Raw genomic sequence first — 20,550 nt, 5'->3', positions numbered from 1 at the left:
GGACGGGTCAGGGCCGGCCCTCCAGGGCCTCCCGGCTCGCGCCCTCGGACCGCGCACGGGTCTCGAGCTCCTCGAGCACCTCGCGCGCGAGTTCGGCGACCGGCCGACCCTGGGACCGCGCGTTGCCGCGGAGCAGCTCGAACGCGCACCGCGGGGACGTCCCGTGCCGCTCGGCGAGGACGCCGATCGCCCGCTCCGTGGACACTCGCGCCGCCAGCGCGTGCTCCAGCTGGGCGACCGTGCGCTCCAGCGCGGCCAGGCGCGCCTCGCGCGGGTCGGCGTCCGGATCGGCCGGTCCGACCGGACCGCGGGCGGCGCGCCGCGCGGTCCGGTCCGGCTCGACGAGCGCGCCCAGTTCCTCGGCGACGAGGTCGGCGAGGGACATGCCCTCGACCAGGTCGCCCACGTCCTCCGCGCGGCCGGGGGCGAGCACCGACCAGCCGCGGCCGGTGCGGGCCACCACGACCGCGGGTCCCTCCGACCCGAGCGCGTCGTCCGGGCAGGCGGCCGCGGTGGCTGCGTGCTCGACGCTCGAACTCACGACGGCGGCCTCCGGTGTGCGCGGGCCCGGCGGGGTGCCGGGGCGTCAGCGGGCCGTGGTCGTCACAGCCCTCGGCCGAGGATCATGCCTGGTCGTGCATCGAGGCTGCGGGATCACTCGCCGTCACGCCCTCGGCGGTGCTCGCCGTCACGCCTCGGCGGTGGGTGCGAGCTGGCTCTTGACCTCGTCGATGCTGGGGTTGGTCAGGGCGGTGCCGTTGGGGAAGACGAGGGTCGGCACGGTGCGGTTGCCACCGTTGGCCTGCATGACGATGTCCGCCGCGGCCGGGTCGCGCTCGATGTCGACCTCGGCGTAGTCGATCCCCTCGCGCTGCATCAGCTTCTTGAGCCGCACGCAGTAGCCGCACCAGGTGGTGGTGTACATGGTCACGGCGGCGGTCGCTGCACTCATCGAGGGGGTCCTCCCTGGGGATCGGTGGGGCGGCGCGGCGGAGTCCGGCCACCGCAGGGAGTCAACGCCGCGCCCCTGGGGATGCTTCCCCGCGTGCGTCGGTGGCGGCTGGGAGGATGGGGGCGGCCATCGAGGAGAGACGGGGGGCCGGATGTCGCAGATCGCCGGAGCGCCCGGCGTCGTGCGGGGTGCCGAGGCGGTGCTCGCGCAGTTGGACGACGAGCAGCGCGCGGCCGCCCAGGCCGTCTCCGGGCCGGTCTGCATCCTCGCCGGCGCGGGCACGGGCAAGACCCGCACGATCACCCACCGGATCGCCTACGGCGTGCACACCGGTGCCTTCGTGCCCGAGCAGGTGCTCGCGGTGACCTTCACCGCCCGCGCCGCCGGCGAGCTGCGGGGCCGCCTGGCCGGCCTCGGGGTCGGCGGCGTGCAGGCGCGCACCTTCCACGCCGCGGCCATGCGCCAGTTGCGCTACTTCGCCCCGCGGGTGCTCGGCGGGCCGATGCCGGGCCTGGTCGAGAACAAGCTGCGGTTGGTGGCCACCGCGGCCTCCCGCGCCCGGCTGTCGACCGACCGCACCAGCCTCCGCGACCTCGCCAGCGAGATCGAGTGGGCCAAGACCACACTGGCCACGCCGGAGGACTACCCGGTCCGCGCGCAGGCCGCCGGCCGCGAGCCGCCGTTCGAGCCGGCCGCCGTCGCCCAGGTCTACGTCAGTTACGAGTCGGCCAAGCAGCGGGACGGCGTCCTCGACTTCGAGGACCTCCTGCTCGTCACCGCCTACGCGCTCGAGGAGCACCCGGACGTCGCCCGCGAGGTGCGCGCCCAGTACCGGCACTTCGTCGTCGACGAGTACCAGGACGTCAACCCGCTGCAGCAGCGGCTGCTCGACGCCTGGCTCGGTGGCCGGGCCGACGTGTGCGTGGTCGGCGACCCCAACCAGACCATCTACTCGTTCACCGGCGCCGACCCCGACTACCTGCTCGGCTTCGCCGACCGCTATCCCGACGCGGAGGTGGTCAAGCTCGAGCGCGACTACCGCTCCACCCCGCAGGTCGTCGCCCTGGCCAACAAGCTCATCGGGCAGGCCCCACCCCGCAAGGGGCTGCCCGGGCTGCGGCTGCTGGGCCAGCGCGCGGAGGGGCCGGCGCCGCGCTTCTTCGAGCACCCCGACGAGCCGACCGAGGCGGCCGCGGTCGCGCAGGCCTGCCGTGCCCTGGTCGAAGCCGGGATGCCGGCCGCCGAGATCGCGGTCCTGTTCCGCATCAACGCCCAGTCCGAGGTCTACGAGAACGCGCTCAGCGCCGCGGGCGTGCCGTACGTGCTCAAGGGCGGCGAGCGGTTCTTCGAGCGGCCGGAGGTGCGTGAGGCGGTCGTCCTGCTGCGCGGCGCGGCCGCCGGCGGGACCGAACCGGGCGCGCTGGTGCCCACCGTGCGGGACGTGCTGGCCTCCACCGGCTGGGTCGAGCACCGCCCGCCGCCGGGTGGGGCTGCGCGGGACCGCTGGCAGTCCTTGGCCGCCCTGGTCGACCTCGCCGTCGATCTGGTGGCCGAGGACCCCACGATGGACCTCGCCGGTTTCGTCGCCCACCTGGCTGCGCGTGCCGACGCCCAGCACGCGCCCACGGTGCAGGGCGTCACCCTCGCCTCGATGCACGCGGCCAAGGGCCTGGAGTGGGACGCGGTGTTCGTCGTCGGCCTGGTCGACGGCGTCGTCCCCATCGCGCAGTCGCTGTCCCGGCCGGAGGCCGTGGAGGAGGAGCGGCGGCTGCTGTACGTGGCCGTGACCCGGGCCCGGGAGCAGCTGACCCTGTCGTGGTCGCTGTCCCGCAATCCCGGTGGCCGCCGGTCGCGGCCGCGCAGCCGGTTCCTCACCGGGCTGGTGCCGGAGTCCACCCCGACGGCCGCCCCGCCCGCGCGGCGGCAGAAGCGCCCCAAGGTCGTCCTCGAGGGCGAGGCGGGGGAGCTGTTCGAACGGCTCCGGGCCTGGCGCAGCGAGGCCGCGGCGTCGGCGTCGGTCCCCGCCTACGTCGTCTTCACCGACGCGACCCTGCAGGCCATCGCCGAGTCCCGCCCGGCCACGCTGCGCGAGCTCGCCGCGCTGCCGGGGATCGGGGCGCGCAAGCTGGAGCTCTACGGCGAGGACGTGCTGGCGACCGTCGGTTCGTGACGCGTCGCGGTCCGTGACGCCGAACGGGTGACCGGGGTCACTCCGACCCGGCGGTGTCAATTGCGTTGACCCCCCGCGCGGCGGCCCCCTACTGTCCTGTTCGCGCTCGGGGCACCGCCCCGAGCCGCACCAAGCCCGAGACCGGCCGACAGGCCGGGATCCGACCCCGGAGAGGAGGGGGACCGATGATCACCACGATGTGGATCGCCACCCCCGCCGGGGTCTCCGGCCCGGGGAGCCTCGCCGTGCGTCCGGCCGCCTTCGTCGCGCCGCCCGCCGCCCAGCGCCTCCGTGCCCTGCCCCTGACCGCCGTCGTCGCCGGCGCGCGCACCTGCGTGCCCGCCGTCGCCACCCCGGTCATCGGCACCGACGTCCCCGGCGCCGGGCAGTTCGACCTCGTGCCCACCGGCCGTGGCCGAGTCGCCCTCCCCGCCACCGATGAGATCGGCACCGGCACCGACGTCACCCAGGACGAGCAGAACGACGGCACCACCCTCGGGATCCACTCCTCGAGGAGACCGCTGAGCTAGCGCTCGACCGGTCCTCCTCGAGGCCGCGGAACCCGAACACCGGGCTCCGCGGCCTCTCTCTTTCGTCACCGCGGCACCCGGCTCCGACTTCCGGTCGGCGGGCCCCCGCCGGCCGTAGACGACGAGTACGAGGAGGAGCGGCAGTGCAGCAGGCGATCGACCGCCCGACGATCCACCGCCGACCGGGGCTCCCCCGGACCGGCGGTTCCCTGCCCCGACGGCCGGTGACCCCGGTGTCCCCGGCTCCCGTGCGGCTCCCGCTGCCGTGCCGGACCGACCCGGACCTGTGGTTCGCCGAGAGCCCGGCCCAGCTCGAGCAGGCCAAGACGCTGTGCGCGAGTTGCCCGGTCCGGGACGCCTGCCTGGCCGGCGCGCTCGACCGCGGCGAGCCCTGGGGCGTCTGGGGCGGCGAGATCTTCGAGCGCGGCGTGGTCATCCCGCGGAAGCGGCCGCGCGGACGTCCCCGCAAGGTCGCGGTGGCTTGAGCCGGCCGCACGGATCCACCACCCACCACCCATCCCGGCCCGCCACCCGGCGGGCTCCCCGGACCCACGAGGACTGAAGGTGCACACCATCGAGTACGACCTCGCCGTCGACCGCCTGCGCGAACTGCGCGCCGAGGCCGACACCGCCGCGCGCGCCCGCCGGGTCCGCGCCGCCCGTCGCTGGGCCCGTCGCGCCGAAGAGGCGACGCGGCGCGCCGCGCGGGCCAGCGCCGCCGTCCGCTGACGGCGGCCCGTCCCGCGGGGGCCTGCCCGCCCCCGCCCGATCCGCGGCCGGGCCCCGGGTGCTCCCGGTGCACCCGGGCCCGGCCGCCCTATGTGCTCTGACCCCTCCGGCGCGCCAGGCTGGGGGAGTGGACGAGCTGACCTGCGCCCGGTGCGGCCTGACCGGTTCTGCGGGGGACGTCGCGACCGGCTGGTCGCTGAGCACACCACCCCGGCCGACCGGCTCTGCCGGTCCACGCGAGCCCGGGCCGCTGACCGTGCTGTGCCCGGCGTGCGCGCGGGAGCACCTCCGAGACCTGGAGGCGCGCCTGGACCCGTGACGCGCTCAGGCGGTGAAGCCGGGCAGCCACTCCTCGATGACGCTGCGGAAGTCGCCGGCGGCGTCGAGCTGGCAGAGCACCCCGATCGAGCCGATCGTCACCCGGTGGATGAGCAGGTACGACGGTGGCAGGTTGAGCATCCGGCCCAGCCGGCTGGCCTCGCTGCGCGGGTCGGCGATGCGCGTGGCCTGCTCCTGCATCCACGCCCGCGTGAAGTGGAAGTGGTGGCTCTCGATGGGGGCGAGCAGCGGGCGCAGGTAGTCGAGCACGCCCTGCGCGTCGACCTCCACGCCGGGCCGCACGAAGCCCTCGGTGCGCAGGTCCGCCAGGACGTCGTCGGCGCGGCCCTCGAGCGCCCAGCGCACCAGCCGGCCGATCGGCTCGGGGTGCCCGTCGGGCAGCCGGGCGGTGGCGCCGAAGTCGATGACCCCGAGCCGGCCGTCGGAGAGCAGCCGGAAGTTGCCCGGGTGCGGGTCCGCGTGCAGCAGCCCGGCGCGCTGGGGTCCGGAGAAGTGCAGCACCGACATGAGGTGTCCGGCGCGGTCCCGCTGGTCCCGCGTGCCCGAGGCGATGATCCGCGACAGCGGCGTCCCCTCCAGCCACTCGGACACGATCACCTTGGGGGCGCTGGCCACGACCCGCGGGACGACGATCTGCGGGTCGTCGACGTAGGCGGCGGCGAAGGCGCGCTGGGCGTCGGCCTCCAGCCCGTAGTCGAGCTCCTCGACCACGCGGGCCTTGAGCTCGGCGATGAGCGGCTTGACGTCCATCCCCGGGAACAGCGCGGCGAACAGCCGCGCGAACCGCGAGAGCTGGTTCAGGTCGGCCATCAGCGCGGTGGCCGCGCCCGGGTACTGGATCTTCACCGCGACGTCCCGCCCGTCCCGCCAGGTGGCGCGGTGCACCTGCCCGATGCTGGCCGCGGCGGCCGGGGCGTCGTCGAAGTGCCGGAAGCGCTCGCGCCACCTGCCGCCGAGCTGCTGGGCGAGGACCGCGTGGACGGTGCGCGCCGCCATGGGCGGCGCCTCCTCCTGCAGCTTCACCAGCGCCTCGCGGTAGGGCGCGGCGACCTCCTCGGGGACGGCGGCCTCGAACACCGACAGCGTCTGGCCGAGCTTCATCGCCCCGCCCTTGAGCTGGCCGAGGACGGCGAACAGCTGCTCGGCGGTGCGCTGCTGCAGCTCGGCGGTGACCGCGTCGGCGGGCCGGCCGGACAGGCGCTTGCCGATGCCCAGGGTCGCCCGTCCCGCGGCACCCAGGGGGAGGGAGGCCAGCCGTGCGGTCCGGGAGACCGAACCCCGTGGGAGCTCCCGTCCGGTCTCGGTCACGCGTTCTCCTCGCTGCTGGCTCTCCAGTACCGCGGTCGCGGCAACACGCGGCCCCGAGGGGCCGGCGACGCACTCTCCCCGACATTGTCCCCGAGCGGCGGGTGCGGCGCCGGGAGAGGTCGCTCATGTCCCCCCAACGAGGCTCGCCGCGTCCGCCCGGCACCCGCAGTCGGGGTGGGCCGGCCAGCGCCGCAGCCGGGGCACGAGGTCCGGCAGGCGGAGTTCGACGGCCGCCCCCAGGGTCGCCGGCGCACCGCTGCCGTCCAGGTAGGCCAGCACCTGGACCGCCGCGGTCACCGCCGTCATCAGGCAGGTGACGGTCGCGCCGCCCGGCGGTGCCGGCGCCGCGGTCAGCTGGGCGGCGAGCGCCGGCCACCGCGGGTCGGCGTCCCGACGGTGGAGGTCGGCGCAGTGCAGGCAGCTCGTGGCCCCGGGGACGACGAGCGGACCGACCACGCCGGTCTGCCCGCGGACCGTGGCCACCAGGTGCGGCACACCGCGGCCCTGGAGGTCCGCGGCCGATGGATGGGAGGCGGCCCACGGGTCGGTGAGCACCACCAGGTCAGCCGGCGTGCCGTCCGGGAGCGGGCGCAGGTCGGCCAGCGGGCTGGCGCGGCGGACGGCGTCGGCGGCGGCCAGGGCACGGGGGCGGCCCTCGTCCGCGGCGTCGAGCCCTCCCACGACGACGTCCCCGGCGGTGACCGGGCCGGTGTCCCGGATGCTGACCCGGCCCACGCCGCTCGCGGCCAGGACGGCGGCCAGCGGCACCCCGACCCGCGTCGCCCCCTCGACGACGACCGAGGCTCCGCGGCGCACCCGCCACGGGGACACCTGCCGGGGTCCCCGCGCCACGGCCGCGGAGAGCTCGGACCGCGTCCGCGCCGCCGCGGCGGGACCGGCGTACGAGGCGAGCAGGTCGGCGGCGTCGAGGTCGACCAGCAGGCCGGCCGCCCGCAGCCCGTCGAGCAGCGCGGTCACCGCGGCCGGGTCGTGGCCCCTCCGGGCGGCGTCGGCGAGGACCCCGCGCTGGGTGCGCCGCCCGTCCAGCCCGCGCAGCAGGGTGCGGAGGTCGTCCGCGCCGGGGCTGACGAGCAGGCCGTCGGTCGAGTCGGCCCCGCCCACCTGGAGCGTGTCGCGGACGCCGGGACCGGCCAGCCGCAGGAGGGGAACGGTCGGGGGCAGGAGCGGGTGTGCGGTGTCGTCCACCCCGGCAGGCTCGCAGCCGCGCGGCCGCGGACGCCGTCGTCGTCCACAGGGCGGGGCGGCGTCCACAGTTCCCGGAGACGACGACGGCGGCACCCACCGAGCGGGTGCCGCCGTCCGTGGCCGGAGGGTCTCAGGCCTTGCCGAGGATCCGGTTCATCTTGGTGCCGCACACGGGGCAGGTGCCCTGCGCCATGCGGCGGCCGGACTCGCTGACCTTGACCTCGCCGTCGAAGTCGCGCTTCTCCTTGCACTTCACGCAGTAGCCGTTGTAGCTCTCCGCCACGGTGCCTTCCCTTCTCCAGGCATGTTCGGAGCCCGTCCCGGGCGCCGTCCCCCGGAACGCTACCCGCGCGCAGCCTCCCCACTCGGGCCGATGCCGGACGCTCCACCCACACCCTGTGGACAGACCTGTGGAACCCGTGGGGACGCGTCGGCGTGTCCCTGTGCGCGAGCGGGGGACGCGGCGGTGCACCTGTCCTCCGAGGCGTCCGCGACTCGCCGTCCGACCTGCGCGAACGCCCCGCGTGGGGCTGTGGACGGGGGCACGTCAGGGTGCCCGTCCCCGGGACGGGGGCCGTCGTGTCCACCGTCCGTGCGACATGCCCCCGTCGTGGGCGCGGTGGTGCGACATCGCCGCCCGGCGGTGGCTACGGTTCCTGCGTGCCCGGAACGTCTCCCGACACCCCGAACCGCTCCGTCCCCGTCCCGTCTCCGGAGCAGGGCCGCGTCTCCCGCGCCGTCCCCGCGAACCGGAGTGCGTCGGCGACGGTGGTGCCGGGGGACGTGGAGGTCCGCCGCAGTGCGCGTCGTCGCCGCACGGTGACCGCCTACCGGGAGTCCGGGCGGACGGTCGTGCTCATCCCGGCGGCGTTCAGCCCGGCCGAGGAGCGACGCTGGGTGGCCCAGATGGTGGCCAAGCTGCAGACCCGTGAGGAGCGGCGTCGCAAGTCCCTCGGTGGGGACGACGAGCTGATGGCCCGCGCCCGGGCGCTGTCCGCGGCCCACCTCGACGGCGTGCCGCAGCCGGCCAGCGTCCGCTGGGTGGACAACCAGCAGCGCCGCTGGGGGTCGTGCACGCCGGCCGACGGGACCATCCGGCTGTCCAGCCGGCTGCAGGCGATGCCCGAGTACGTCGTCGACTACGTGCTGGTGCACGAGTTGGCGCACCTCATCGAGCCCAGCCACGACGCGCGGTTCTGGGCGCTGGTGGCCCGCTATCCGAGGGCCGAGCGGGCCCGCGGGTTCCTGGAGGGCGTCGAGCTCTCCCACGCCGACGGACCGGCTCCCGCCGACGGCGACGACCTGGTCGACTGAGTCATCGCGGTCCTCCGGACCGCACCGCGGCCAGGTACCGTCCCCGGCCGCCGCTGAGCCCTACCCGGCCCTCGTCGCGGAGGCCTCCGGCCGTGAGCCGCACCCGGCCCTCGGCGGTGGGGTCAGTCCTCGGTGTCGTCCTCGCCCGCCGGCTTCTCGGGGCCCTCGGCGTCCTCGGTGAGGGCGCGCAGCTCGTCGTCCGCACCCTGCCGGGCCACGAAGTCCAGCGGCTCGTCGAGGTCCTCGGAGGTCGGCAGCAGGTCGGGGTGGGACCACAGCCGGTCCCGCTCGGCGTTGCCGTACCGCTGCGCCATGGCGCCCCAGACGGTGGCCGCGTCCCGCAGCCGCCGCGGCCGCAGCTCGAGGCCGACGAGGGTGGCGAAGGTCTGCTCGGCCGGACCCCCGGAGGCGCGCCGACGGCGCATCGTCTCGGCGAGCGCGCCGTGCCCGGGGAGCCGTTCACCGGCGGCGGCCGCGACGACGGCGTCCACCCACCCCTCGACCAGGGCCAGGAGGGTCTCCAGGCGGCGCAGCGCCATCTGCTGCTCCGGGGTCTCCTCCGGCTCGAGCAGCCCGCTGCCCAGCAACTGCTGGATGCTCTCGGGGTTGCTCGGGTCGATCCCGCCCATCGAGCCCATGGCCTCGTTGATGCCGCGCTCGATGGCCTCGCGGTCGACCTTGATGCCGCGGGCGTAGGCGTGCACCGCGTCGTGCAGTTGCTGACGCAGCCACGGCACGTGCACGAACAGCCGCTGCGACGCCGCCTCGCGCAGCGCCAGGAACAGGCGCACCTCCTCGGCCGGGCGGTCCAGCCCGGCGGCGAACTCGGCCACGTTCTGCGGCAGGAGGACGCCGGCGCCCGCGGGGGCCAAGGGGATGCCGACCTCGGTGCTGGTGAGGACCTCGCCGGACAACCGGCCCAGCGCCTGGCCGACCTGGGCGCCGAACATCAGCCCGCCCATCCGGCCCATGATCCCGGCCAGCGGGCCGGCCATCGCCGCGGCCTCGGCGGGCAGCGCACTGGTCATGGCGCCGACCACCCGCTCGGCCAGCGGGTCGATGAGCTCGCTCCACGCGGGCAGGGTCTGCTCGACCCACTCCACGCGGGACCACGCCAGCGCGCGGTCCACCCCGGACGGCAGCTCGGTCACCTGGTCCAGCCAGAGGTCGGCCAGGCGCAGCGCGTCCGCGACGGCGGCGCGCTCGGCCTCGGACGTCGGCTGCGAGCCGGCGGCCAGCGTGCTGATCGCCCCCTGGCGGGCGAGGTCCCAGTTGACCGGGCCGCCGGACCAGTTCATGAGCTTCTGCAGCTCGGCGAACAGCGGCATCTTGCCCAGGAGGTCCTCGGGCGTCCCCGCGCCGGCACCGCCGCCGAAGAGGGCCCCGAACCCGAACGGGTCGTTGCCGCCGGATCCGGGCTGGTCGCGGCGCTCGGGGTCGCGATCGGGGAGGCCGAAGCCGAACGGGAGATCGCTCATGCCCCCACGGTAGACGCGTGATCTTCGGGCAGGGGGTCGGACCGTTTCGCCCGGAGCGCACGGCTCCGCCGCGGGCCTGCGCGCGGCGGGGGTGGCGGGTCCGTCTCATAAGCTGGCCGGTCGTGACCCGTCGGATCGCCATCCTCAGCGTCGGTGTCGTGCTGCTCGTGGTCTTCGGGGTCCTCGGCGCGGCCGTCCCCGTGCCCTACGTGGCGCAGGTGCCGGGGCCCACCTTCAACACCCTCGGCGAGATCGACGGCGAGCCGGTCATCAGCGTCGAGGGCCGCGAGCGCAACGAGGTCGACGGCGAGCTGACGCTCACCACGGTCGGCGTGAGCCGCGCGGGGCTGAGCCTGGTCGAGGCGGTCCAGGGCTGGTTCGACGACGAGGTGAGCGTCGTCCCGGAGGAGTCGGTCTACCCGTCCGACCGCACCGAGGAGGAGACCCGCGAGGCCAACCGCCAGGCGTTCCTCACCTCCGAGGAGGCCGCCGAGACCGCGGCGCTGTCCCAGCTCGGGTACCCCGTGAAGGTGGTCGTGCGGGGCCTGACCGAGGACTCGCCGTCCGACGGGCGCCTGGAGGAGGGCGACGCCCTCGAGCGCGTCGACGGCCGACCCACGCCCGACGTGCACACGCTGGACGAGGTCCTGGCCTCCATCCCCGGCGGCTCGACGATCACCGTCGACTACACCCGCCTGGGCGAGCCCGGAACGGCGACGGTCACCACGCGGGCGGCGGACGACGATGAGGGCTCGCTGCTGGGTGTGCTCGTCCGCGAGCAGCCGTCCGCGCCGTTCGACGTCGACATCCGGGTCGAGGACGTCGGCGGCCCGTCGGCCGGGCTGATGCTCGCCCTCGGGATCCTCGACCTGGTCGGGGACACCGACCTGACCGGCGGGGCCCTGGTGGCCGGCAGCGGGACGATCGACGCCGACGGCGACGTCGGCCCGATCGGGGGCATCCAGCTGAAGATGGTCGCCGCCTCCGACATCGGCGCCGAGCTGTTCCTCGTGCCCGCCGACAACTGCGCCGACGCGCTGGCCGCGCCCCAGGAGGGGCTGGTGACGGCCCGGGTGGCCACCCTCGACGACGCCCTCGAGGCGCTGGCCGACTTCCGCGCCGGGCGGACGCCGGAACCCTGTTGAACGCGCCCCGGCGACACGGCGGGCGCGCGGTGGGGGAAGCTGTCCGCGACAGCGGGGAACCGGGAACCCGGCGCGGTCCCGCGCGTTGATCTGGGTTGACCGGATCGGTGCCGGGAGGCCCGTGCCGGCTCCTCCCGGCGACCCGCCGTCGGGACGTCCGTGGCTGCCCGCCACGACCGCAGACTGAAGGAGACCGCTCGTGGCCATGCGGCCCCCCGTGTCCGTGCCGACGCTGTCGCGGCGCGCGAAGGTGGTCATCGGGGCCATCGCCGTGCTGCTGGTGCTGTTCACGGCCATCGGGACCTTGACCAACGTCTACGTCGACTACCTGTGGTTCGACGAGACCGGCTACACCGAGGTCTTCTGGACCGAGTTGCAGACCCGTGCGCTGCTGTTCGCCGTGGCCGGCGTGGCCACCGGTGGCCTGACCGCCCTGGCGATCTACCTCGCCTACCGGTTCCGCCCCACGTTCCGGCCGATGTCGCTGGAGCAGCAGAACCTGGAGCGCTACCGGCAGTCGCTGGAGCCGCGCCGCGCCCTGGTGCTGACCGCGGTCGCCGTCGTGCTGGGGCTGTTCGCCGGGTTCACCGCCCAGGGCAACTGGGAGACCTGGCTGACCTTCCGCAACGCGACGGACTTCGGCCGGACCGACCCGCAGTTCGGGCTGGACCTGTCCTTCTTCGTCTTCGACTACCCCTTCTACCGGCTGCTGCTCGGCTTCGGCTTCGCCATCGTGCTGCTCGCGCTGATCGGCTCGCTGCTCACCCACTACGTGTTCGGCGGCCTGCGGCTGCAGACGCCGGGGCAGAAGCTGACGTCGGCGGCGATGATCCAGCTGTCGGTGCTGCTCGGGCTGTTCGTGGCGCTCAAGGCGGTGGCCTACTGGCTGGACCGCTACGGGCTGGTCTACTCCGACCGCGGCGAGCTGTTCAACGGTGCCAGCTACACCGACGTCAACGCGCTGCTCCCGGCGAAGACCATCTTGGTGTTCGCGGCTGCGGTGTGCGCCATCGCGTTCTTCGCCAACGTCGTCGTCCGCAACTTCCGGCTGCCGGCCGCGGCACTGGTACTGCTGCTGCTGTCCAGCCTGGTGATCGGCGTGGCCTACCCGGCGATCGTGCAGCAGTTCGTCGTCCGGCCCAGCGCCGACCAGCGGGAGTCGGCCTACATCGAGCGGGCGATCGCCTCGACGCGGGACGCCTACGGGCTCTCCGACGTGGAGTACGTCGACTACGCGCAGGACAGCACCGGCGAGTCGGTCGACACCGCCGCGGCGCAGGCGGAGCTGCGCAACGACACCCAGACCATCCCCAACGCGCGGCTGCTGGACCCCAACGTCCTGGCCGACACGTTCACCGCGCGCCAGCAGATCCGCAACGTGTACGGCTTCCCCGAGAAGCTCGACATCGACCGGTACACGATCGACGGCGAGACCCGGGACTACGTGGTCGCCGCCCGCGAGCTCAACAGCGACGCGCTCTCGGAGAACCAGGACACCTGGATCAACCGGCACACCGTCTACACCCACGGCAACGGGTTCGTGGCGGCGCCGGCCAACCAGGTGGTCGCCGGCCAGGAGGGCGGCGAGCCCAACTTCACCACCCGCGACCTCCCGACGACCGGCAACATCGACGTCGAGCAGCCGCGCATCTACTACGGCGAGCTGATCGGCAACGACAACTACTCGGTGGTCGGCGCGCCGGAGGGCGCCACGCCGCGGGAGTTCGACCAGCCCGAGGACGGGTCGGACGAGGGCCAGATCAACAACACCTACACCGGCGAGGGCGGCGTCGCGATCGGCAGCTTCTTCCGGCAGCTGACCTTCGCGATCTACTACCGGGAGCGCAACTTCCTGCTCTCCAGCGCGGTCAACGACGCCTCGAAGGTGCTCTACGTCCGCGACCCGCGGGACCGCGTCGAGAAGGCTGCGCCGTTCCTCGAGGTCGACGGCGACCCGTACCCGGCCGTGATCGACGGCCGCATCCAGTGGATCCTGGACGGCTACACGACGTCGGACTCCTACCCGTACGCCGAGTCGATGGAGCTGGGCGAGGCCGCCTCCGACGCGCTCACCGGCACCGGGACGACGGCCCTGCCCAACGAGCAGTTCAACTACATCCGCAACTCGGTCAAGGCGACCGTGGACGCCTACGACGGCACGGTGACGCTGTACCAGTGGGACGTCGACGACCCGGTGCTGCAGACGTACATGAAGGCGTTCCCCGGCGTCGTCGAGCCGCGTGACCAGATGTCCGACGAGCTGGTCAGCCACGTGCGCTACCCGGAGGACCTGTTCAAGCTGCAGCGGGACATCTTGACCCGCTACCACGTCAGCGACCCGGTCGACTTCTACAACCAGAACGACCGCTGGCAGGTGCCGGCCGACCCGACGCAGGACACCCAGGAGGCGCAGCCGCCGTACTACATCCTGGCCCAGCGGCCTGGCGACGAGCAGGCGAGCTTCCAGCTCACCAGCGCGCTCAACGCCTTCCGCCGGGAGAACCTCTCCTCGTTCATCTCCGCGTCCAGCGACCCGGAGACCTACGGGGAGATCCAGGTGCTGCGGCTGCCGGGCAACACGCCGTTCCGCGGTCCGCAGCAGGTGCAGCAGTCGTTCAACACCAACGACCAGGTCCGGCCGGACGTGACCCTGTTCAACAGCCAGGAGTCGCGGGCGGTCTTCGGCAACCTGCTGACCCTGCCCATCGGCGGCGACGGGCTGCTCTACGTGCAGCCGCTCTACGTCGAGGGCACCGGGGACAACTCCTTCCCGCTGCTGCGGAAGGTGCTGGTCAACTACGGCGGCCGGGTGGGGTACGCCAACACCCTCGCCGAGGCCCTCGACCAGGTCTTCGGCGCCGGGGCGGGGGAGTCGGCGACCGACAGCGACGAGACGCCGGAGGAGCCCGCCACGCCCACCCCGGCGCCGACGACCACGCCCGCGCCGACGACCACCCCGGCACCCCCGGCGGACGGCGGGACGGCGAGCACGCCCGAGCTCCAGTCGGCCGTGGACGCGATCAACTCCGCGCTGCAGGCGCTGGAGAACGCGCAGCGCTCGGGCGACTTCGCGGCGCAGGGGCAGGCGCTCGAGGACCTGCAGGCCGCCGTCGACTCCTACGAGGCGGCGCAGGCGGCGTCCGGCGGCGGGTGACGCTCAGGTCGGGACGGGGCGTGGGCCTCGTCCCGGCCTGTGGTGGGGCCCACCCCGGAGCCGCGTGCACGCCGCCGCGGAGTAGGGGTATGGTGGTCTCACCGACGCGGGGTGGAGCAGCTCGGTAGCTCGCTGGGCTCATAACCCAGAGGTCGCAGGTTCGAATCCTGCCCCCGCTACCAGGTACAGGGGCCCTCACAGTGACTGTGAGGGCCCCTGTCGTCTGTGCACGGATCTCCGGGCAGCCTCATGGCGACGGCGAGTGACGTGCTGCTGCAGGGTGTCGCGCCCTTTCCGTTGCTGTGGGGGACCACTGGCAGCGCGACCCGGGAGCGGCAGTGTGGTGGTGACCGCGGCGGCGCCGCTACGGGCGGCCCGCCCCGCGCTGCTTCCGACTCCTGGTTGCCCGGGGGCCGCGGTGGTACCTCGAGGTCGTCGACGGACTGACGCGGGCCGACTGTGGCTCCGCTGTCCGGCGCGGCCTGGTCGCCGGGCGCCGTCCGGCCGGTAGGCGTGCGACGGCGGGGCCGTCTGCGGATCGCTCGCTCGGCGACCGCCAGGTTCAGGTACACGCCGCTGATCCCGGCCAGCGCCAGTGCGGCCATCAAGACCTTGAAGGTGTTGCGGACCGCCACCTCGGTGGTGGTGATCGAGTCCAGGTCCAGCGGGGGATGGGCGATCTGGACCCCGACGAAGAGCACGCCCGCGGCGACCGCCGCCGCCCCGGCTGCCCGGATGAGAAGGGCCGGGCTGACCGCCGACTCGCGCTCCCGGTGATGGCGCTGGCGTGGTGAGTACATCTGAGGCTCCTGTGCTCGAGAGGCGAGTGGGCGACGACCGGGCGCCTGCGTGGCGCCCGCCGCATTCACGGCGCGCCCGGGCCGGTCGCGTACCGAATGCCGGCGCGCCACTCGCCGGTCGGCCATCGGGCCTACTCGAACCGAGCACCGCAGTATCGGCGGACGTCGTCGTGCAGCGCCCCCGCACGGTGCGCGGCGAGTCGAAGCTCCGACGGCCAGGGTTCTCATCCAGCACGTCCGGTCGACGGCCGGTGCGTTCCCGACCGTGCGCACCGCACCACGGCAGGTATCGGCTGAGTGGGACCACGCCCTGGCGACGGCTGCCGGTGCCCGCTCGACGTCGAGCGTCCCCTCTGCGACCCGCTGGGTCGGGCCCGCAAGTAGGTGAGCACGGCGAGCACCCGCCGGGTGGCGCTCGCCCGTACTCGTAGTGCCCTCTTCGCCCGCGATGGCGGCGAGGATCCGGGTGACCCGGGTGGCCTACAACCCCGACGCCTGGGAGACCGCCCCGCGCCGACTGGCAGCCGACGGCCGGATCATCCGCCTGGGGTGGTCCCGGAGCATCGACCCGCAGATCCTGGGCCTGACCGGAGACACCACCCGCAGCCGGCTCGACCTGCTCGTCGTTCCCGCGGACGCGCCGGCGGCAGCGGCGGGCCAAGCCTTCACCGCCGCGTCCGACCGCGCCAACCGGCGCACACCCACCGCCGAGCTCGCCCCTCAACACCAGGCCGCGGAGCCGGTGCCACCTTCACGGCAGGCCGTCGACCGGGTGCCCGCGAGGAATGCCGCCCCGGCTGGGACGGCGGCGACGGCAGTGTGGGACTCCGAAAGGGGGCCACCCGCTCAGCTGAAGGTGACCGTCGACTGCCGCGTCGACGCGTCGAACATGCACACGACCACCGCGGCCCCCGGCTCCCAGCCCCGACACGGTGCCGTCGACTCTCGCGGACAGCATCGGGACGCCGCCGCGGGAGCCTGGCACCAACGCAGAACGGGGACCGCGGCGCGAGCTGCACCGCGGTCCCCGTCCCGGTCGATCAGAGCGCGCGGACGTTCTCCGCCTGCGGGCCCTTCTGACCCTGCGTGACGTCGAACTCGACGCGCTGCGCCTCGTCCAGCGATCGGTAGCCGGTACCGGTGATCGCCGAGAAGTGGCAGAAGACGTCGGGGCCACCGCCGTCCTGCTCGAGGAATCCGAAGCCCTTCTCCGCGTTGAACCACTTCACAGTGCCCTGAGCCATGTCGTTCTCATCTCGTGCTGGGTGTCAGGGCCGACGGGCGCCGGCCCTGGGTCGCCGCACCGACCGGCAGGACCGAGAGGAACGTCAGGCAGAGACGACTGCGGACGTCCGTGAACGAAGCAGAGGCACAACAGCGACCAGGCGCAACGGTACGCGATCTTCACCGATGCCGGCCGTAGCCGGATGGGGGAGGTGGACCTCGTCGAGGACGGGTCCGGTTGCTGTCCGGGCCCGAGGTGGGTGCCTGCGGAGACCCGTCGGCTGGCTCACCGTGATGGCGGATGTGACCCCGGACGCAGAGATCGAGCTCTACCCCGCCGGCCGTGTGCTGGCGGTCACCGATCTGCGTGAGGTCGGCATGCCCGGCCATCGGTCCAGTGGCGACGGCTGAGCGCGACCTGGCGAGCCGAGCGGTGCCCGCACCTGTCACCAGCGGAGGGGGTGGGTCAGCCGGGACTGTGCCGTGCGGCAGGCCCGGCAGTAGCCCCATGTGAGGATGGCCAGCGGCGTCGTGGCAGCGCCGCACTCGGGGCAGTCGACGGGCTCACCGGAGCGGGCGCGAGCCTCGGTGATCTGGCGGGACCTCTCCTCGTGGATCGTCTCGTCGCCCCGGCAAGGGCACCCCAGGTGAGCTTCTGCGCAGCGTCCACTGTGTGCGGCGATGGTGCCCCCTCGTGTCGGCGTCGACGTTAGTCGCTGGGTGCTGTCCCGACGTGGAGGCGGCCGTGCTCAGTCCTGACCGGCGGGCACCGGTGGGTGAGCTCGTCGATGTCGGAGATCCGAGCGGGACGACGGCACGCCGCTGTCCCCCGGCCTCGAGCGGATTCCTGCGGCTGGGCGCCTACCCCGGTTCCGAGGGGGGGCGATCGCTCCGGCGGGTCAGGAGGCCTCGTGCCGCCCCGGGCCGGTCCTCGGTGGGACGTGTTGCGGGTCGTCCCACGGGTTGCGGTAGGGGGCCAGGCTGGGGCAGCCGAGCTCCCACAGGGTCTCGTTGAGGGTATGGGCGAGGATGTTGTGCGCTGTGACCGGCCAGGTGGCGGTGCCGCGCAGGTAGTCGGCGAGTGCCGTGCGGGAACTCATCCCGCCCAGCGCGACGGGGTCCAGCCACAGGTCTTCGAGGGTCAGGCCGCCCAGCCGCCACGCGATGACGGTCAGCGGGCAGGCAGGGGCGGTAGGCACCGGCGTCCTTACCGCGCAGGGGACCGCGCACCGTCGGCGCAGGACCGAGCTGCGCCGGTCGACAGTGAGGCGGATGCGCGGCCGGTTGCTGAGCCGGGCTGGTCCTCGCAGCTCGTCGAGCCGCGACCGCCGGACCAGTGTGCTCCCTTCGGGCTCCGGCGAGTCGATCGGGGCCCGGGGCGGACCTTGCCGTCGGGCCGGCCGGCGCGCACCGGCCGGGCGCTCACCTGGGAACGAACCGACGTCGGTGCGACCGCGGTCAGGGCGGCTGCGCGGGTGGGGTCGGGTGGTCAGCCGGTTTCCTGCTCGCGGCGAGGTGGCGCCGCCGTCGAGGACCGGCTCCACCTGCTGTTCGACAACGCCGGCGTCGGGATGGGCGGGCCGGTCGAGGAGCTGGCACTGGCGCACTGGGACCGGGCCATCGACGTCAACCTGCGCGGGGTGGTGCACGGGGTGCACGCCGCCTACCCGGTGATGGTGCGCCAGAGGTACGGGCACATCGTCGACACGGCGTCCCTGGCCGGCCGCTGCCCACCCCGGGGTCCGCGCCGTACGGCACGACGAAGTGGGCCGTGGTCGGGCTCTCGCTGAGCCTGCGGGGGGAGGGCACACCCCGTGGCCTCCGGGTCAGCGTGGTCTGCCCGGGTGGTGTGGACACCCCGATCCTGGACAAGGGCATGCCGCCGGACCTGCCCCGGGTCCCGGGTGCCGAGGGCGTGGACGCCCGCGCGCTCATCACCAGGATGGTGGAGGGCGGCTCTACAGCGCCGACGCCCTGGCGCTCGACGTGCTCCGGGGTGTCGACCGGAAGCGCGCGGTCGTCGTCGCGCCGCGCCAGGCGCGGGTGCAGTGGCGGCTGATGCGCCTGCCCCGTCGCTGCTGATGCGACTCGGTGCGGCGATGGCGGCGCGCGACCCCGACCTCGCTCGGATCCGTCGCGGCCCGGTCTCCGCGCCGAGGACCGAGGTGGCCGCCGACGTGGCCGCGCACCCGCGCTGACGGTGCCCGGACAGGTGGTCACCCAGGACCGCGGTCACGGCGCCCGGAACAGCTGCGCCGACGCGGCCGGACCGGCGTTGGCGGTGACGACCTCGGCGAGACCGACCTCGTGGCTGATCCCGTACTCGCCGGCGATGCGGTCGAGCTCGGGGTCGTTGCCGTAGAAGTACCGGTCCCCGTCGCGCAGCGCTGTGAACTGGCGCACCCACAGCGCCGTCTGGAGCGCGCCGAGCTCGGAGCCCGGCAGGTGTGGCTCGGACACCATCCCGGTGAAGGCGTCCACGGCGTCCACCTGTCCGTAGACGGCCTGCAGGCGCGCCGCCGTGGTGGTGCGGCGGGTCCCGGACACCGCGCTGTCGTCGGCCTCCGGGGTGCCGGGCGTCAGCGTCGTCCCCTCGGCGTCGGCCAGGTGGGTGAACTCCAGGATCCGCGGGTCGTCGATCGACGTGTCGGCAGGCAGCTGCGCCGAGGACTCACCGGTGATCTCCTCGAACCGCTCGACCGCCGGGAGGCCGAGCGCCCGGCGCAGGTCGGTGTAGCCCGGGATGCCGTGGTCCCGTCCTCGCAGCACGTCGATGGCCCCGAGGTCGGTGAGCGTCGAGAAGCAGTCCGGGACCTCGGCGGGTTCGGCGCAGCCGGCGGGGTCCGTGCCCGGGCGCGGGACCTGGAACAGCACGCTGCGCAGCGCGTCGTCGATCTGCTCGTCGTTGCGGTACTGCACCTCCGAGAGGCTGCTGAACAGGGTGTCGAGGCCGACCGACCGGATGAGCTTTGGGTTGCCGAAGGCGACGGCGAGCGGGATGGCGATGGCCAGGCCGTCGTCCTCCTCCGTCACCACCACCCCGGCAGCGGTCAGCTCGTCGAGCACGTCGTCGGGCAGGGCGCCGGCGGGCAGGTCGACCTCGAACTCGCCGTGCACCATGCTGTGGCCGCGGAAGCCGGTGGTGGCGAACTCGTTGGTCAGCGTCGGGTCCACCGTCGGGTCGTAGCCCCGGTAGGGCGGCAGCGAGACGCCCATGGCCGGCAGGAACTCGGTGTAGGTGATGTGGGCGATCTCCGCGCCGACCACCCGCCGGGCGATCTCGAACCGCTCGTCGTCCGGCAACCCGGCCGGCAGGCGGTCGACGATCCGGTTGTGCTCGCGCGCGAAGAGCGTGTGCAGGGCGGTGAGGGCGACGTTCTCGTTGGCTCGCACGTCGCCGGTGACGACCGCCGAGGCGGGGTCGCCGTGCTGCGTCGCGAAGAGGTCCATCGGCGGGGCGTTGCTCGTGTCGCCCCGTGCGTCGGCGTGGGGCAGGAACCCGTCGGGCAGCAGCAGGTGCGCCCCGTCGCGGAGCCAGGCCAGCCGGTCCGCCGTGGTCCCGTAGACCTGGGAGCCGTCCAGGAAGCTGCTCGCGGTGTTGACCTGCTCGCGCGGCACGGCCCCCGTCCCGGTGCCCGGTGCGGCGGGGGTGCGGGCGAAGCCCAGGTCCGGGCGGTCGGAGGCGAAGCCCTCCAGCGGGTCCGCGCCGTCGTGGGGGAGGGCCATGGGTTCGGCGTGCCGCGTGTCCCGCAGCCCCATGTCGTGGTCGACGAACTGCGCCCAGACCCAGCCCCACTGCGTCACGGCGTTCTCGGAGAACAGGTTCTGCCCGGTGTCGTTGAAGACGCGGTTGCTGATCCAGCGCGCCGGTGGTCCGGCGACGGGTGCACCGGTGCCGTCGGTGTACGCCGGCGCGGTGATCCGCAGGTAGCCCTCGCCGGCGCGGCCCCAGCCCGCGTTCACCTCGTTGTTGCCGCTGCCGTCGAGGCTGCGCGGCATTGCCGGGGCCTCCCGCCGCAGCGCGTCCCCGGCGGCGGAGGACCCGACGGGCGTCACGACGGTGATCCCCGCAACGAGCGCAGCACAGCAGAGCCCGAACTTGTTCAGCATGTCTGTTCCAGAGGTGTGGCCGGGAGCGGGCGCCACTGGGCGCGCTTCTCCCTCGAGTCGGCGAGTGCCTTCGCCCGGATCAGGCGGTGCT

17 protein-coding genes, 1 tRNA gene and 1 pseudogene are annotated in these 20,550 nt (G+C 74.3%); 10 read left to right on the top strand and 9 right to left on the bottom strand.

Going from position 1 to position 20,550, the window contains the following annotated elements; translation table 11 throughout:
* Positions 1 to 7 precede the first annotated feature (7 nt).
* A complete protein-coding gene (locus tag ACI782_RS09115; RefSeq protein ID WP_456908288.1) occupies positions 8 to 541 on the bottom strand; it encodes an ANTAR domain-containing protein in 534 nt (177 codons plus the stop codon).
* Between the two features lie 147 nt (positions 542 to 688).
* Positions 689 to 952 carry a mycoredoxin gene (locus tag ACI782_RS09110; RefSeq protein ID WP_456908286.1) on the bottom strand — a complete coding sequence of 88 codons (264 nt, stop codon included), beginning with the start codon at positions 950 to 952 and terminating at the stop codon, positions 689 to 691.
* 151 nt (positions 953 to 1,103) lie between these two features.
* Here ACI782_RS09110 and ACI782_RS09105 point away from each other — a divergent pair, with 151 nt between their 5' ends.
* From ACI782_RS09105 to ACI782_RS09090, 4 genes are all read left to right on the top strand, one after another.
* On the top strand, positions 1,104 to 3,122 hold the full coding sequence (locus tag ACI782_RS09105) for an ATP-dependent helicase (RefSeq protein WP_456908284.1): 2,019 nt from the start codon (positions 1,104 to 1,106) through the stop codon (positions 3,120 to 3,122).
* A 185-nt stretch (positions 3,123 to 3,307) separates the two neighbouring features.
* Positions 3,308 to 3,652: a hypothetical protein gene (locus ACI782_RS09100; RefSeq protein WP_456908282.1), complete on the top strand. Its 345-nt coding sequence runs from the start codon at positions 3,308 to 3,310 to the stop codon at positions 3,650 to 3,652.
* 143 nt (positions 3,653 to 3,795) lie between these two features.
* Positions 3,796 to 4,137: a WhiB family transcriptional regulator gene (locus ACI782_RS09095; protein WP_456908279.1), complete on the top strand. Its 342-nt coding sequence runs from the start codon at positions 3,796 to 3,798 to the stop codon at positions 4,135 to 4,137.
* 79 nt (positions 4,138 to 4,216) lie between these two features.
* On the top strand, positions 4,217 to 4,381 hold the full coding sequence (locus ACI782_RS09090; RefSeq protein WP_456908277.1) for a hypothetical protein: 165 nt from the start codon (positions 4,217 to 4,219) through the stop codon (positions 4,379 to 4,381).
* 324 nt (positions 4,382 to 4,705) lie between these two features.
* Here ACI782_RS09090 and ACI782_RS09085 read toward each other — a convergent pair whose 3' ends face one another.
* From ACI782_RS09085 to ACI782_RS09075, 3 genes are all read right to left on the bottom strand, one after another.
* Positions 4,706 to 6,028, bottom strand: coding sequence for an ABC1 kinase family protein (locus ACI782_RS09085; protein WP_456908276.1), 1,323 nt, complete (start codon positions 6,026 to 6,028; stop codon positions 4,706 to 4,708).
* Between the two features lie 123 nt (positions 6,029 to 6,151).
* Positions 6,152 to 7,234 carry a ThiF family adenylyltransferase gene (locus ACI782_RS09080; RefSeq protein ID WP_456908274.1) on the bottom strand — a complete coding sequence of 361 codons (1,083 nt, stop codon included), beginning with the start codon at positions 7,232 to 7,234 and terminating at the stop codon, positions 6,152 to 6,154.
* 130 nt (positions 7,235 to 7,364) lie between these two features.
* A complete protein-coding gene (locus ACI782_RS09075; RefSeq protein WP_012950213.1) occupies positions 7,365 to 7,517 on the bottom strand; it encodes a DUF5679 domain-containing protein in 153 nt (50 codons plus the stop codon).
* A gap of 377 nt (positions 7,518 to 7,894) precedes the next feature.
* Here ACI782_RS09075 and ACI782_RS09070 point away from each other — a divergent pair, with 377 nt between their 5' ends.
* A complete protein-coding gene (locus ACI782_RS09070) occupies positions 7,895 to 8,548 on the top strand; it encodes a M48 metallopeptidase family protein (RefSeq protein WP_456908272.1) in 654 nt (217 codons plus the stop codon).
* Positions 8,549 to 8,670: 122 nt separating this feature from the next.
* Here ACI782_RS09070 and ACI782_RS09065 read toward each other — a convergent pair whose 3' ends face one another.
* Positions 8,671 to 10,026: a zinc-dependent metalloprotease gene (locus ACI782_RS09065; protein ID WP_456908270.1), complete on the bottom strand. Its 1,356-nt coding sequence runs from the start codon at positions 10,024 to 10,026 to the stop codon at positions 8,671 to 8,673.
* A gap of 122 nt (positions 10,027 to 10,148) precedes the next feature.
* Between ACI782_RS09065 and ACI782_RS09060 the strand changes: the two genes are divergently transcribed.
* The 4 genes from ACI782_RS09060 to ACI782_RS09045 all read left to right on the top strand — a co-directional run bounded on the left by ACI782_RS09060 (position 10,149) and on the right by ACI782_RS09045 (position 16,215).
* Complete coding sequence (locus ACI782_RS09060; RefSeq protein WP_456908268.1) at positions 10,149 to 11,171, top strand: YlbL family protein; 1,023 nt, start codon at positions 10,149 to 10,151, stop codon at positions 11,169 to 11,171.
* Positions 11,172 to 11,376: 205 nt separating this feature from the next.
* A complete protein-coding gene (locus tag ACI782_RS09055; RefSeq protein WP_456908485.1) occupies positions 11,377 to 14,325 on the top strand; it encodes a UPF0182 family membrane protein in 2,949 nt (982 codons plus the stop codon).
* A gap of 105 nt (positions 14,326 to 14,430) precedes the next feature.
* Positions 14,431 to 14,507 (top strand) — tRNA-Met (locus ACI782_RS09050).
* 1,066 nt (positions 14,508 to 15,573) lie between these two features.
* On the top strand, positions 15,574 to 16,215 hold the full coding sequence (locus tag ACI782_RS09045; RefSeq protein ID WP_456908266.1) for a DUF5994 family protein: 642 nt from the start codon (positions 15,574 to 15,576) through the stop codon (positions 16,213 to 16,215).
* Here the strand turns inward: ACI782_RS09045 and ACI782_RS09040 are convergent.
* Together ACI782_RS09040 and ACI782_RS09035 are read right to left on the bottom strand one after the other, a co-directional pair.
* Positions 16,166 to 16,369 (bottom strand): cold-shock protein, encoded by a 204-nt coding sequence (locus tag ACI782_RS09040; RefSeq protein ID WP_456908264.1) that lies wholly within the window; start codon positions 16,367 to 16,369, stop codon positions 16,166 to 16,168. The two genes, ACI782_RS09045 and ACI782_RS09040, sit on opposite strands and share 50 nt — an antisense overlap.
* An 879-nt stretch (positions 16,370 to 17,248) precedes the next feature.
* On the bottom strand, positions 17,249 to 17,548 hold the full coding sequence (locus tag ACI782_RS09035) for a hypothetical protein (protein WP_456908262.1): 300 nt from the start codon (positions 17,546 to 17,548) through the stop codon (positions 17,249 to 17,251).
* Positions 17,549 to 17,824: 276 nt separating this feature from the next.
* On the opposite strand from ACI782_RS09035, the pseudogene ACI782_RS09030 reads away from it, so the two are divergent.
* Positions 17,825 to 18,408, top strand: a pseudogene (locus ACI782_RS09030) (SDR family oxidoreductase).
* A gap of 173 nt (positions 18,409 to 18,581) precedes the next feature.
* Here the strand turns inward: ACI782_RS09030 and ACI782_RS09025 are convergent.
* Positions 18,582 to 20,405: a peroxidase family protein gene (locus ACI782_RS09025; protein WP_456908260.1), complete on the bottom strand. Its 1,824-nt coding sequence runs from the start codon at positions 20,403 to 20,405 to the stop codon at positions 18,582 to 18,584.
* Positions 20,406 to 20,550: the final 145 nt, after the last annotated feature.

The sequence above is a fragment of the Geodermatophilus sp. SYSU D00703 genome, assembly GCF_054050155.1.
This window is presented reverse-complemented; position numbering and strand designations above follow the sequence as displayed.

What these genes read in the sequence shown, in the direction of transcription:
- ACI782_RS09110 (WP_456908286.1), bottom strand. Translation starts at nt 952, where the DNA reads ATGAGTGCAGCGACCGCCGCCGTGACCATGTACACCACCACCTGGTGC.
- ACI782_RS09105 (WP_456908284.1), top strand. Translation starts at nt 1,104, where the DNA reads ATGTCGCAGATCGCCGGAGCGCCCGGCGTCGTGCGGGGTGCCGAGGCG.
- ACI782_RS09100 (WP_456908282.1), top strand. Translation starts at nt 3,308, where the DNA reads ATGATCACCACGATGTGGATCGCCACCCCCGCCGGGGTCTCCGGCCCG.
- ACI782_RS09065 (WP_456908270.1), bottom strand. Translation starts at nt 10,026, where the DNA reads ATGAGCGATCTCCCGTTCGGCTTCGGCCTCCCCGATCGCGACCCCGAG.
- ACI782_RS09055 (WP_456908485.1), top strand. Translation starts at nt 11,377, where the DNA reads ATGCGGCCCCCCGTGTCCGTGCCGACGCTGTCGCGGCGCGCGAAGGTG.
- ACI782_RS09045 (WP_456908266.1), top strand. Translation starts at nt 15,574, where the DNA reads ATGGCGGCGAGGATCCGGGTGACCCGGGTGGCCTACAACCCCGACGCC.
- ACI782_RS09040 (WP_456908264.1), bottom strand. Translation starts at nt 16,369, where the DNA reads ATGGCTCAGGGCACTGTGAAGTGGTTCAACGCGGAGAAGGGCTTCGGA.